The following is a 12,022-nucleotide window of genomic DNA, read 5'->3' as shown; positions in this document are numbered from 1 at the left end:
GGCTCAGTTCCTCACCAGTTCCTGGCGTCCGAACAGGCCGTTGGGAAAGTAGGTCAGCACCACCACCACCGAGAGCAGCAGCACCGGAAAGCCCCACTTGACCCCAAGCGTGTATTGAACCGTCGCCTCGATTAGCGCCAGCAGGAACGCGGCGATCAGGGCGCCGGGAATGCTCCCGAGCCCGCCCACGACGCAAACGATCAGCGCTTTGAGAAGCGGGTCGAAACCGGCGGTGGGATAGACCGTGGTGAAGGTCGTTAGGAACACGCCTGACAGACCCGCGACCACCCCGGCCAGGATAATGACCTGCAGCACGACCCATTGCACCGGAATGCCGTTCAGCTGCGCCGCAGTCATGTCTTGGGACACCGCCCGGATCAGACGGCCAAGACTCGTCTTTTCGACGATCAATTGCAGGGCGACGACCATGGCGCCGCAACCGGCGACCACCAAGAGTGTCTGCAGCGGCATGTTCAGACCGAGAAAGTCGAACCGGCCGTCGACACGAAACGGCTGAGACTGCATGCGCGGACCGATCAGGTTGTTGATCATGTCCACTGCGATCGTGCTCATCGCCATGGTGAGAATGATGATCTTGAGATCGAAGCCGGGACGCCCGAAGACCCAGCGCACCAAGCCCAGATAAACGACGAGCCCCCCCAACGCGCCGCCCAGCACCCCGCCGAGCAACCCGCACCACCAGGGCAGTCCCAGGAAGGTGACCAGAATTACGGAGCCATAGGCCCCGGCGACGATGAATGCGCCGTGCGCCAGGTTCAGCATCCGAATGCTGCCCCAAAGCAGCGCCAGCGAAACCGAACTTGCGGCGTATATTGCGCCCAGCGTAATAGCGCTGGACAGAATGCCGGACAGCGTCGCCATCCCTCGCCCCTCTTCTTGCGGTGTGCTTTTTGGAATGAGATCCCGGCCTCCCTTTGAAGGAGGCCGGGATACAGGCGACTATGAGAACCAGGCCGGAACCGAGAACTCGATCTCGTTGTAAGGCTCCGGGAAGATGAGCTTCTTCGGAACCTCGGCCTTCGGATCGGTGATCTGGTACAGCAGATGCGGCATCGCCAGGGACGGGTCATCCGATACGGTCGGATAGGGGATCGCCGCATTGTATTTCGGCACATAGCGCAGCGTGCCGAACGGCGCGCGGTATCCAAACCTGCGCAAGTTGTCCGCGATCTTCCTGTTCTGCTCGTAGTTGCCCGGTTCGCCAGTGCCGCCGGCAAGCGCCGCAGCAAGCGCGTACTGGTACATTTCCGAGTAGGTCGAGGCACCCGGATCGGCCTCGGCATCCTTGCCGAAGCGCTTCCAATACGCCTGCCGGAATTCGTTGCCCATCTCATCGGGCAGAATGCCGATCACGGAGGAAGACATCACGCCGCGTGCCGCCTCGCCCGCGATTTCCGAGAACGTTTTCAGCAGCGGGCCGTACTGCATGTAGACCAGACTATTGGTGGGGTTCTCGGCGAACTGGATCTGAAACTGTGCCAGATCCGCGGGAAAGAAATGCGTGTTGGCGATAACTGCCGGATTCTGAGCCCGCACCTTGTTGAGGACGGCACCCCAATCCGTGGTGGGAACCGGCACGACCTCCTCGAACGAAACTTCGAAGCCGTATTTCGGAGCGGTCTTCTTGATCGCGTTGGAGATCACGATGGAATACGGGAGCGAGCCGGTGACGAGTGCGATCTTATTGTTTTCTGGTTTCCAAACGCCCTTCTTCCGGATCCGGTCGAGCATGATCGGCAGGCCGACGCCATAATAATATTCGGCCGGATCAGCCATGAAGATGCCGGTATAGCGCTCGGGATCGCTCTCGAAGACCTCGTGATGCCCGATCGATGTGTTGTAATGGATGTAGATGATACCGGCGTCGGCAATGGAGTCGTATTCGGCCTGGTTGGCACCGACATTGTAGCCGTTGATGATCGCATGGACCTCGTGACGGTCGATCAACTGTCGCGCGGCAGCCGTGACCTCTTCGGCGGTCTGCCCCTTACTGTCGATGGTGACCGGCTCCAGCTTCTTGCCGAGAATACCGCCGGCGGCGTTGATCTCTTCGCACGCCATCTCCAAACCATTCTTGTGCTCGATACCATCCACGGCCAGCCCGCCGGTCAGCGACGCCATCTGCCCGATCGGAATCGTGCCGGACTCGGCGGCCTTCGATTGATTGATCGACGCCAGCATCCCCGCGCCGAGTGCGGCACTTGCGGTACCTCCCAAAAAGGCGCGCCGCGAGGTTGGCTTATTCCCTATTGACTTCGTCATCTCTCACTCTCCTTGCAGATGAGCTGGGCCACCCCGCGGACAGCATGCCCGCAGGTATTCTCCGTATGGCGGGGGATTTCCCCCGCCATACGCCTTGCGATTTGTCGTGATCAGGCCGCGCGCAGCTTCGCCGTCGCCACTTCGTCCACGGTCATGGTGGCCGGGTCGATGGCCACCCCGTAGCTCTCACGCGCCTTCTCCAGCGAGACATATCCGTCGATCACATCGTCGAGGACTTTCTCGACCGGCCGCTCATGGGGGTTGCCCCATCCGCCACCTCCGGTGCTCTCGAACATGAAGACCTCTTCCTTCCCGAACGGGTGCTCCGACAACAGCGGGCTGACCCAATTGCCGTCGTCGTCGGTCCCGCCGATGACGACCTTGCGGCCATCGGGATACAGGTGGGTCGTGCGTTGCACGGCACTGCGCTCACCACCGCCCACACCGGGGCTGCCTTCGCGTGTCCGCGACGTCTCCATGTTCATGTCGCCCTCGTAGAGGAAGCGGACCTTGAAAACGGCGCCCAGGCCGCCCCGGAACTTGCCGGCCCCGGCAGAGTCGGGCCGCAGCTCGAACGCCTCGTATTCGATTGGGAAGAGCAGCTCGGCGGATTCGGCTGGCATGTTCATGCAGTTGCCCAACGGATCCATGGTGACGCTCATACCGTCGCTGTAGGGCGTGCCGCCCCATCCGCCGGCCGGAAGGTCCGAGAACACATTCGCGTTTCCGAACTCGTCCTTTGTCGAGCCCACGAACCAATTGCACTCTGAACAGGTCGAGCCGGTCACCCGATCTGGGATCGCCTGAGCCAGAGCCTGCCAGATCGCGCTCGTGATCTTCGAGGAGGTCAGCGTGGTGCAGCCGATGACCGGCGCCGGCCATTCAGGATTGAGCCAGGTGCCTTCGGGGATGTTCAGCGTGATCGGCGCGAACATGCCCCAATTGGACGGCGCGTGGGGCGCCAGGAAGAACTGCAATGAGTAGAAGGCTGCCGACGCCGTATTGGCATAGGGCGAGTTGATCGACCCCTTGCAGACCGGATCGGACCCTTCGAAGTCCACCAGGATCTCCGATCCCTTCACGATCAGCGTGACCTTCACCGTGACCGGTTCGATCTGAAAGCCGTCCGTGTCGGCGACATCGGATGCCGTATAGATGCCGTCCGGAATCTCCTCGATGCTCTTGCGGATGATCCGCTCGGTATAGCCGATCAGCTCGCGCATCGCGGCCTTCACGGTCTCGATACCGTAGCGCGCGGCCGCCCGTTGCATTTCCTGCTCGGCAGCCTTGAGCGCACCGAGATGCGCCTGGAGATCGCCTTCGACGAAAAACGGCGTACGCGTGTTGTTGAGGAGGATCGCCAGGAAGTCGTCCTTCACCTGGTAATTCTCGAAGGCTTTGATTGGCGGGATGCGCAGACCCTCGGCAGCCACATGGGTTGAGAAGGACATGCCACCCGCTGCACCGCCGCCGAAATCCATCCAATGGCCACGGCTCACGGCAAAGCCGAGAAGCTCGCCGTCGAGATAGATCGGCATGATGAAGGTGATGTCGTTGGTGTGCGTGCCGCCCTGATAAGGATCATTCAGCGCGAAGATATCGCCTGGTTTCATATCCTTGATCGGGTATTTCTTGACCGCCGCGTCGGCGCTGTATTGCATCGCAGCGAGATGCACCGGACAGTTCGCCGCCTGAGACAGCAACCGGAGATCCGGATCGTACACCGCATTTGAGAAGTCCAGCACGTCCGCCAAGATTGGCGAGAAGGCCGTCTTCTGCATGATCGTGGTCATTCGGTTGCAGGCATACTCGAACGTATTGCGGAGCACCTCGAATGTGACCGGGTCAACGTCTCCGAAGTGACCGGCGGGCTCTTGAGTTTCTTGAACGCTCATGATGTTTCCTCACTTACCGATTGTGACGATCAGATTGCCGCCGTTATCCACGACCGCCCCGCACCCCGGCGGGATCACCGCGATTGAATCGAGATATTCGACGATCGCCGGGCCTGACATGCTGCTGCCCGGTCCGATCGCACTTCCGTCGTACAGAGCCGCGTCATGCCAGGTGCCGTCGAAATAGACGCTCCGGGATGCATGGCTTTCTAGGGGCTTCTTGGCGCCGAAATCGTAGATCGGCGGCTCTTTCAGCTTGCCCGTAGCAGTCACGGCCAACGCGATGAATGCGATCGGAAAGCTTTCGTTGGAGACCCCGAATTCCTTCGCGTGGGCCTTGTGAAAACTCGTGGCGATCGTTTCCGAGTCACCGGCACTCAACACGCCGGCCGGCACGTCGGTGTCGACTTCGTAGGTCTGGCCGATGTAGCGCATCTGCGCAGTACGCGTGAGCTCCATAGACTCCACGTCGATGCCATCGGCGGCGAGGCGCGTCTTCGCCTCTTCCTCGAGCCCGTCATAGATCCGGTTCAGGTCGTCAACATTGACATCGGCCAGCGGCGCATAGTGGAAGGCTTCGATGTCATGGCGAATGTTCATTGCCGTGGCACCAAATGCCGATGCCACACCAGCCTGCCCCGGGATGACCACCTTCGGAATACTCATCGCCTGCGCGACGAAGCAGGCATGCATGGGCCCCGCCCCGCCGAAACTGGCCAGCACGAAGTCACGCGGATCGCGAGCACGCGCCACCACGACACCCTTCACGGCTTGGGCCATCGTTTCGCAGGAGATCTTGATCATGCCATCGGCAGTCTCCAGCCGAGATAGCCCGACCTTTTCCGCAAGCCGGTCGATCGCGGCTTCCGCTGCCGCCATGTCCAGTTCGAATTTGTCGCTCAGGGAAGGATTGAGACGGCCCAACACCAAATTGGCATCAGTGATCGTGGCTTCGGTACCACCGCGGCCGTAGCATGCTGGCCCGGGCTCGGAGCCCGCGCTCTGCGGGCCGACACGCAGCGAGCCGCCGTTGTCGACCCAACCGATAGAGCCGCCCCCGGCGCCGACGCTGTGGATGTCGAGCATAGGAACCGAGACCGGAACCTCCCACTCCAACTCGTAGTCGCGCGTGATCAGACCGCTGCCGTTTTCGACAATCGAAACGTCGTAGCTGGTGCCACCCACGTCGGTATGGATGATGTTGTCGAAATCCGTGGTGTGGGTCAGATACGCGGCATAAGCGACGCCGCCCGCAGGGCCGGATTCGATCAGTTCTTCAGGACGCAGCTTCGCGTTCTGCGGCCCCATCACGCCGCCGTTACTCTTCAGAATGAGCAACGTGCCCTTGAAGCCGCGCTCGCCCAAGGCCTCTGAAAGACGATCGAAATACGTTGTCATGACCGGCATGAGGCAGGCGCGGATCGCCGTGGTCGAGAACCGGGCATGCTCGCGGAAGATCGGGCGAGTCTCCGCCGAGATCACCACATGGGCGTCAGGCGCTTCCTCCAGCACGATCTCGCGCATCCGCTCTTCATGGGCGGGATTTGCATAGGCGTTGATGAAACCGATGCCGACGGCCTGGAACCCACCCTCTTTGATCGTACGGGCAAGCTCCCGGGCGGCGCCTTCATCGAGTTCGCGCCGCACCTCGCCCTTGGCCGACATGCGCTCGTTGATCGAGAACCGGTTGCGGCGCTGAATCAACGGTTCAGGCTTCACCTGATAGGGATCGTAAAGATATTTGCGATGCTGCCTGCCGATCTCGATTGTGTCGCGGAACCCGTCGGTTGTGATGAAAGCCGCGTCTGGATAGTCTCTCTCGATCAGCGAGTTCGTGGCGGTCGTCGTGCCGTGCATCAGAAACGAAATCTGCTCGAAGGGAATGCCGGCCTTTTCAATGGACTGCAGAACGCCCCGAGACCTGTCGTCTTTTGTCGTGAGAACTTTCGCCGTCTTGTAAGAGCCGTCTTCTTCACTCCACGCGAAGAGATCAGTGAATGTTCCGCCAACATCGATACCTACACGCCACATGAGTGTCTCCCTGCATATGAATTTTTGTCTGCCAAAGTTCACTTCATGAAAAATACGATGTCAATTCTTTTCGGCAGAAGAGTGAAATTATTGCGCCGCAATATCACTTTTGCTCCAAGTGAAAGCACTGTGCTCACCTCGATGCATAATCTCTAGGCGTTCGAGATGGCGGCTCCTCCGCTCCCCGTCGAAACAGGGTATTAGGCAAAGGGGATGGCGCCGACAGCCTGATCGGCTATCGGCGGCCGACGATGCAGTCGTCGCTTTGTGGATTTTCAGAGATGGATCGGCAGGGCTACAGTCCCGGCCCGACCGGCAGCCGAAGTCTGAAGGCGCTCAGCAGGCCTCGGCTGCGCATTCCCGCAACGTGGCTTCCAGGATATCGAGCGCCTCACTGAAGACCTCGTCCTGAACCGTAAGGGGGGACAGAAAGCGGATGACGTTGCCGTAGACGCCGCAGGTCAGCAAAATCAATCCCTTGTCCAGCGCGCGCCGGCGTACTTTGTTGGCAAAATCCGCATCCGGCTTGCCGGCTCCCGGTACGTTGAACTCTACGGCGTTCATGAACCCCGGTCCCCGCACGTCGGCAATCTGCGGAACGGATTCGACAAGCGACTGCAACCGCTGCTTCAAGCGCGCACCGAGCATCTGCGCCCGGTCGCAGAGCTCCTCCTCCTGGATGACGTCGAGCACGGCATTGCCGGCTGCCACCCCAACGGGGCTGCCGCCGTAGGTGCCCCCGAGTCCGCCAGGCATCGCGGCGTTCATGACGTCGGCACGTCCGGTGACGGCGGCGATCGGAAAGCCGCCGCCGAGCCCTTTCGCCATGGTCGTGATATCGGCAACAACATCGTAATGCTGCATTGCAAACATCTTCCCTGTTCGGGCGAATCCCGTCTGCACCTCGTCTGCAATCAGCAAAATGCCGTGCTCGTCGGCGGTTTCTCGAAGGCGGCTCATGAAGGCGCGCGGGGTTTCGTAGAACCCACCTTCGCCCTGGACCGGTTCGATGATGAAGGCCGCCACCCGCGACGGAGCGACATCGGATCTGAACATCTTCTCGAGCGCGGCAAACGCGTCATCGGCCGAGGAGCCGTGCAACTCGACCGGAAAGGGAACATGGAAGACGTCGGGCATCATGGACCCGAAGCCGGTTTTGTAGGGCACCACCTTGCCGGTCAGAGTCATCCCCATGAAGGTCCGTCCGTGGAACCCGCCGGTAAACGCGATGACCGCCGGTCTGTTGGTGGCGGCGCGCGCCACCTTGACCGCGTTTTCGACCGCCTCGGCGCCTGTCGTGACGAAGATCGTTCTCTTGTCGAAATCACCCGGAACCAGATCGTTGAGGCGTTCGGCCAGACGGACATAGCTCTCATAGCCCACGACCTGATGGCAGGTGTGCGTGAAGCGATCCAACTGCTCCTTGACCGCCTCGATCACTCTCGGATGGCGGTGGCCAGTATTGACCACCGCAATGCCGGCGGAGAAATCGATGAAGCGACGACCTTCGACATCCCAAATCTCTGCATTCTCCGCCTTCTCGGCATAGATATCTGTGGCGACGCCCACACCGCGCGCAATAACGTCCGACCGCCTGGTCTCCAGCTGGCTATTCGACATTCCGAGGTTCCTCTCCCTTTCGTCTTCAAAGTTTGCACCGCGCCTTCGAAGGTCGTCGCCATCGATCGCGGAGATCTCCGCCCCTGGGGAAGGGCCAAATTTCTTGATTGTCCGCAAACGCCAAAAAGGGCGCGACGACGTTGACCGTCGATCGCGCCCTCTTTTTCAGCCTCCGCAGGGACGCTGAATCCAAGTTCGGTACGCCTACCAGAGCTTGAGAATAAGATTGGTCCAAAGGGCGGTTTCCTTGCCGCCGTAGTTCTCTTCGGTCAGGTCGGTGGTGAGTTTGGTCTGAAGCGTGGCACCGCCTAGGTCGTAGCCAATGAGACCGCCCACGGCGAACTGGCTCTGCTTTTCATAGCCCGGATAGGGTGTATCGAGATCTGTCGACGTATGAGCGACCGGACCGATGGTCCACTTCCCGAAGGCTTTGGTGATGGAGAAATCGGCGAGAAAATAATTCGGCGCCATATCTCCGGCAGTCCCACCGGCCGGAAAGCCGAAAATAAAGTTCGCCAAGCCGAGCCAGCCATCTTTCATATAAGTGAAGCCGAAGCGCGGCTCGATGGCCCCGTAGTCATAGGCGAGCTCGCCGTCTTGCGGGACATAGCCGCCCAAACGAGCACCGAAGTACAGCCCGTCCGCAATTTCCCAGTCGATCTGAGAAGCCAGATAGGTGTTGTACATCCCGAGCGCGTGATAGCCGCCCGTGGAGGTGTAGTCGAACAGCGTCGGAGCGAGGACGTACGACACTGCACCGCCCGCAATTTCCATATCGCTCTGATAGTAGAAAAAGAAGATGTTGCTGTTCGTCCGAATGTCGTCGCCGGCAACGCTTCGCTCATTCGACTGGGTTTGGTTGAGGTAGTACATCCCCTTCGGAAGGATCGCATAGATCGGCAGGCCGGACGTATATCCCGGCGCGGACATCCCACCCGCAGCAGCTTCCGTATTGATCCCCACAATGGCGGCAAAAGCAGCAAAGGCGCCCGCCAAGACCTTACGTTTCATCGGCAAAAACATCTTCTATCCCCCAAAAATCCGCGTTCAGCGCTCTTGAACCTCCTCTTGGTTTGCGACCGGGATGAGCCAGTGTCAAGCGACATGAATGATAAGAAAGTATGCGTGAAGCCGATGAAATTTTTGGCAATGCGGAAACTTCAATGAACGAGTCTAGCTAAGTGGCCATAAATACAAATCTTTTGTGAATTTTTATGGCGAGAAATTCATCGTTAGGGCCTGTTGCAGTTATGCAGCAGCTGCCGAAGAAAATGAGAAACTGGGGTTCGGAGGGGCTCCGACGGAGCTGCGAAGCCGGCCCTGTGGACAGTTTTGATCGTTGTGACAGTCCCCTAGCGATCCGCAATCGCTTTGGAGCGGTTCAAGAGGCTTATCCGGGGACCTTGACAATAGGCCTGCTGCATCGAGGTCTAAGTCATGCTATGAAAGCCACGTGAACGCTGATTAATTAGCTTTCTAATCAATCAAGTTTTTCACGCGGTATAGTGGAAGGGACATCCTTTGCGGACACTTGGGAAGGCATCACCGGTACGGCGCGTTAATGCCCTTGTCGGCCTCCCGAGGATCGAGGACCTGAGACAATCGCGAAGGGAGCGCCCCGTATCCGGTCGCCCCATGCCCGATGTCTTCGCCGGCGGTGCTTCCCGGCAAAGGTCGGGGCTGAAAATCTGGGTGCCTGAGGGTGGAGCCGAACAGAGAGGGCGGGGGAAAATGAACTTTGGAAACAAGATCCGCTTCACGCGGAGACTTCGGGGCCTGACGCTAAAGGAAGTGGCGGAGGCGGCCGACTGCTCGGAATCGCTGCTTTCCAAGATCGAGAATGGTCACGCCGATCCGTCGCTCAAGACGCTGCAGCGGCTGGCGGTCGCTCTGGGCATGAGTATCAGCCAACTCTTTACCGAAGACAGCGACGAAGATCTCGCGGTGATGAGCGCGGCCAAGCGGATTTCTTTCGACGCTCCACAGCTAGGCCGCGGAAGCCGCATCGAGCCTCTGGCGCCCAACGCCGAAAACCAAATGCTCGAATGCCGTCTCCTATTACTTGGAGCCGATGCCGCCGCGCCGTCGGCAGCCACCCAAGAAGGCGAACAGTTTGGATATGTGCTCGAAGGGGAGATTGAACTCACGGTCGACGGGGCACCCCAGCGCGCAGTTGCGGGAGACTCTTTCCACTTTCGGTCCGAGCGTCCGCATTCCTGGAAAATTCTAGGCGGCCAAGACGCCAAGATTATCTGGATCACGACACCGCCCAAGAACTGACCGCCCCGCAATGATCCGACAAGCAAATCTCCTGTTCGGCGCCGTCGTCACCAATGCGGCGATGGGGGTGCTCTATGTTTGGAGCCTCTTTATGCTCCCGTTGGAGCAAGCGCTGGGGATATCGCGCGGAGCTCTCAGTGTTGGCCCCGCCGTGGCGCTCGGAATGTTCACCCTGGGCATGGTCGTCCACCACGCGCTGCTGCGTCGCATAAATTGGATCGGCTTCGCCATCTTTACCTTCGCGCTGGCAGGCGGCGGGTTCTTGCTCACCGGCGCCATTTTTAGCTATCCGGCGCTCCTGGTCGGCTACGCCATCCTGTTCGGGTTTGGGTGCGGGTCGGGGTACGGGCTGGCCTTGGCGCTCGCCTCCAAGATGCCCGACGCGCGACGCGGTCTCTCCATTGGCATAACCACAGCGAGTTTCGCCATAAGTGGCATCGTTCTATCGAACTTCCTGCCGCACCTGATCGAGACTGCCGGAGTCCGAGCGGTGCTGATCGACATCGGCATCGCCCTGCTTGTGATCGGTGCTCTCGTCTGCCTGATCATTGCCTTCGCCGTTCGAAGCCCAGAGCAGGAGTCTGCAGCCCCTCAAACGGCCAACGCGAGCCGCGCCACGCTCGGCCCGATGCTCCTCCTCGGGTTCCTCTTTTTCGCGCTCTGCTATCCCGGATTGACCTTCGTCGCCCACTCCACCGGCATCCTGAGCGAAGCCGGAGTACCCAAAGACCATCTCTCTTGGGGCCCGATGCTCCTGAACGCCACCTATATCGCAGGCTCTCTGACGGGCGGCTTGCTGGTACAAAAGATTTCCGCCGTCCGTGCCCTTCGGCTTAGCTTCGCCATACTCGGCTTGGGCCTGGCCGCGGCGTTTTTTGCAAATGGTTCGGCTGCGGCACTCTTTGCCACCGGCGCGGTTGGATTGGTTTTTGGCGGCTCCGCCTCGATCATGCCTCAAGTGGTTGCCGAACGCTTCGGCGCTGCCTCCATTGGACCGGTCTATGGCCGGCTGATGATTGGCTATGGTTTGGCCGGCCTTTCGGGCCCCTGGGTCTCGGCCATACTCTTTGAACAAGCCGGAAACTATTCTTCCGCCCTTCTCGTAGCACTCGCGATCGCCATCCTGGCGGGGCTCGGAACCGTGATCGAAAACCGCAAACAGCCGCAGCAGACCCACGGATGAATCGATAGAGACATCGGCGGCGCCACTCGTGCGCAACTGTCTCTGGCGCAAACTTGATGTGCTAGCTCGCAGAGCCGATCATACAGTCATCAAACAACCGCATACCGGCGCTCCGCACGACATTCGCAAAAGAGCAAAACCTCACGGCCGCACAGATGTGCTGAGGCTGCGCTGGCCGAATTCGGAAAGGCTTCCGAAGAAGGGCGGCCAACTCAGTGACTTACTGCTTAGGAAAATTGGTTGCGGGGGCCCGCAACCGCTTTGGTAGACTCTGCAGTCTTACGGGGCTGAGGCCGGAAGCGTTTGCGAGTCACTCCGCCTGCTTTGCAGAGTCGTCACTGTTCAACGCACCCATATCCTGACAAAGGCGGAACAACTCGTCCTGGATATGAACGGCCCGGCGGTACAGCAACTCATCGCCGAAAATTGAGGGATGTTCGACTAGATAGCTCTCTACGTTGAGCATCGTGATCCAGGCCAGGTGATAGGTGGCATAGAAGTCTTTACCGCCCCGGGCGAACGGCTCTTCGTGAAGTTCCTCCTTTTTGATGCGCTTGTGCCATTTCTTCAGCTCTTCCTGGCGCTTGTCTTCGATTTCCTCATCGGTTTTACGGGGAATCTCGTAGTTGTGCTTTGTCATCACATCGAAGTTCCTATGTTACCTCTATGCGCTAATTCGCATAAATAGTGTTTATTGGACTTAGAGCATAAATTCATATTATGTGTCAAT

9 protein-coding genes are annotated in these 12,022 nt (G+C 59.6%); 2 read left to right on the top strand and 7 right to left on the bottom strand.

What is annotated here, in order from left to right; translation table 11 throughout:
• Positions 1 to 3: 3 nt before the first annotated feature.
• The 6 genes from ACFQ2F_RS04060 to ACFQ2F_RS04035 all read right to left on the bottom strand — a co-directional run bounded on the left by ACFQ2F_RS04060 (position 4) and on the right by ACFQ2F_RS04035 (position 8,852).
• Complete coding sequence (locus tag ACFQ2F_RS04060) at positions 4 to 882, bottom strand: branched-chain amino acid ABC transporter permease (RefSeq protein WP_379086065.1); 879 nt, start codon at positions 880 to 882, stop codon at positions 4 to 6.
• 78 nt (positions 883 to 960) lie between these two features.
• Complete coding sequence (locus ACFQ2F_RS04055) at positions 961 to 2,202, bottom strand: ABC transporter substrate-binding protein (protein WP_379086062.1); 1,242 nt, start codon at positions 2,200 to 2,202, stop codon at positions 961 to 963.
• Between the two features lie 191 nt (positions 2,203 to 2,393).
• On the bottom strand, positions 2,394 to 4,178 hold the full coding sequence (locus ACFQ2F_RS04050) for a hydantoinase B/oxoprolinase family protein (RefSeq protein ID WP_379086059.1): 1,785 nt from the start codon (positions 4,176 to 4,178) through the stop codon (positions 2,394 to 2,396).
• 9 nt (positions 4,179 to 4,187) lie between these two features.
• Positions 4,188 to 6,209 carry a hydantoinase/oxoprolinase family protein gene (locus ACFQ2F_RS04045; RefSeq protein WP_379086056.1) on the bottom strand — a complete coding sequence of 674 codons (2,022 nt, stop codon included), beginning with the start codon at positions 6,207 to 6,209 and terminating at the stop codon, positions 4,188 to 4,190.
• Between the two features lie 336 nt (positions 6,210 to 6,545).
• Positions 6,546 to 7,829, bottom strand: a complete 1,284-nt coding sequence (locus tag ACFQ2F_RS04040; RefSeq protein ID WP_379086053.1) for a 4-aminobutyrate--2-oxoglutarate transaminase — start codon at positions 7,827 to 7,829, stop codon at positions 6,546 to 6,548.
• 204 nt (positions 7,830 to 8,033) lie between these two features.
• On the bottom strand, positions 8,034 to 8,852 hold the full coding sequence (locus ACFQ2F_RS04035; protein ID WP_379086050.1) for a transporter: 819 nt from the start codon (positions 8,850 to 8,852) through the stop codon (positions 8,034 to 8,036).
• A 612-nt stretch (positions 8,853 to 9,464) separates the two neighbouring features.
• Between ACFQ2F_RS04035 and ACFQ2F_RS04030 the strand changes: the two genes are divergently transcribed.
• Both ACFQ2F_RS04030 and ACFQ2F_RS04025 read left to right on the top strand, forming a co-directional pair.
• The gene (locus ACFQ2F_RS04030) at positions 9,465 to 10,109 is read left to right on the top strand and encodes a helix-turn-helix domain-containing protein (RefSeq protein ID WP_379086047.1); all 645 of its coding nucleotides are present in this window, start codon (positions 9,465 to 9,467) and stop codon (positions 10,107 to 10,109) included.
• A 10-nt stretch (positions 10,110 to 10,119) separates the two neighbouring features.
• Entirely contained in the window at positions 10,120 to 11,292 is a 1,173-nt protein-coding gene (locus ACFQ2F_RS04025) for a hypothetical protein (protein WP_379086044.1), read from the top strand.
• A gap of 310 nt (positions 11,293 to 11,602) precedes the next feature.
• Here the strand turns inward: ACFQ2F_RS04025 and ACFQ2F_RS04020 are convergent, their stop codons facing one another.
• Positions 11,603 to 11,932 carry a hypothetical protein gene (locus ACFQ2F_RS04020; protein WP_379086042.1) on the bottom strand — a complete coding sequence of 110 codons (330 nt, stop codon included), beginning with the start codon at positions 11,930 to 11,932 and terminating at the stop codon, positions 11,603 to 11,605.
• Between the last annotated feature and the right edge of the window lie 90 nt (positions 11,933 to 12,022).

Source organism: Methyloligella solikamskensis (assembly GCF_042676065.1).
GTDB lineage: Bacteria > Pseudomonadota > Alphaproteobacteria > Rhizobiales > Methyloligellaceae > Methyloligella > Methyloligella solikamskensis.
Note: the sequence above shows the minus strand (reverse complement) of the source record. Positions and strands in the feature narration are given on the sequence as shown.

Coding starts and splice junctions, on each gene's coding strand:
- ACFQ2F_RS04060 (WP_379086065.1), bottom strand. CDS start 882: ATGGCGACGCTGTCCGGCATTCTGTCCAGCGCTATTACGCTGGGCGCA.
- ACFQ2F_RS04040 (WP_379086053.1), bottom strand. CDS start 7,829: ATGTCGAATAGCCAGCTGGAGACCAGGCGGTCGGACGTTATTGCGCGC.
- ACFQ2F_RS04025 (WP_379086044.1), top strand. CDS start 10,120: ATGATCCGACAAGCAAATCTCCTGTTCGGCGCCGTCGTCACCAATGCG.
- ACFQ2F_RS04020 (WP_379086042.1), bottom strand. CDS start 11,932: ATGACAAAGCACAACTACGAGATTCCCCGTAAAACCGATGAGGAAATC.
- ACFQ2F_RS04055 (WP_379086062.1), bottom strand. CDS start 2,202: ATGCTGGCGTCGATCAATCAATCGAAGGCCGCCGAGTCCGGCACGATT.
- ACFQ2F_RS04030 (WP_379086047.1), top strand. CDS start 9,465: ATGCCCGATGTCTTCGCCGGCGGTGCTTCCCGGCAAAGGTCGGGGCTG.
- ACFQ2F_RS04045 (WP_379086056.1), bottom strand. CDS start 6,209: ATGTGGCGTGTAGGTATCGATGTTGGCGGAACATTCACTGATCTCTTC.
- ACFQ2F_RS04050 (WP_379086059.1), bottom strand. CDS start 4,178: ATGAGCGTTCAAGAAACTCAAGAGCCCGCCGGTCACTTCGGAGACGTT.
- ACFQ2F_RS04035 (WP_379086050.1), bottom strand. CDS start 8,852: ATGTTTTTGCCGATGAAACGTAAGGTCTTGGCGGGCGCCTTTGCTGCT.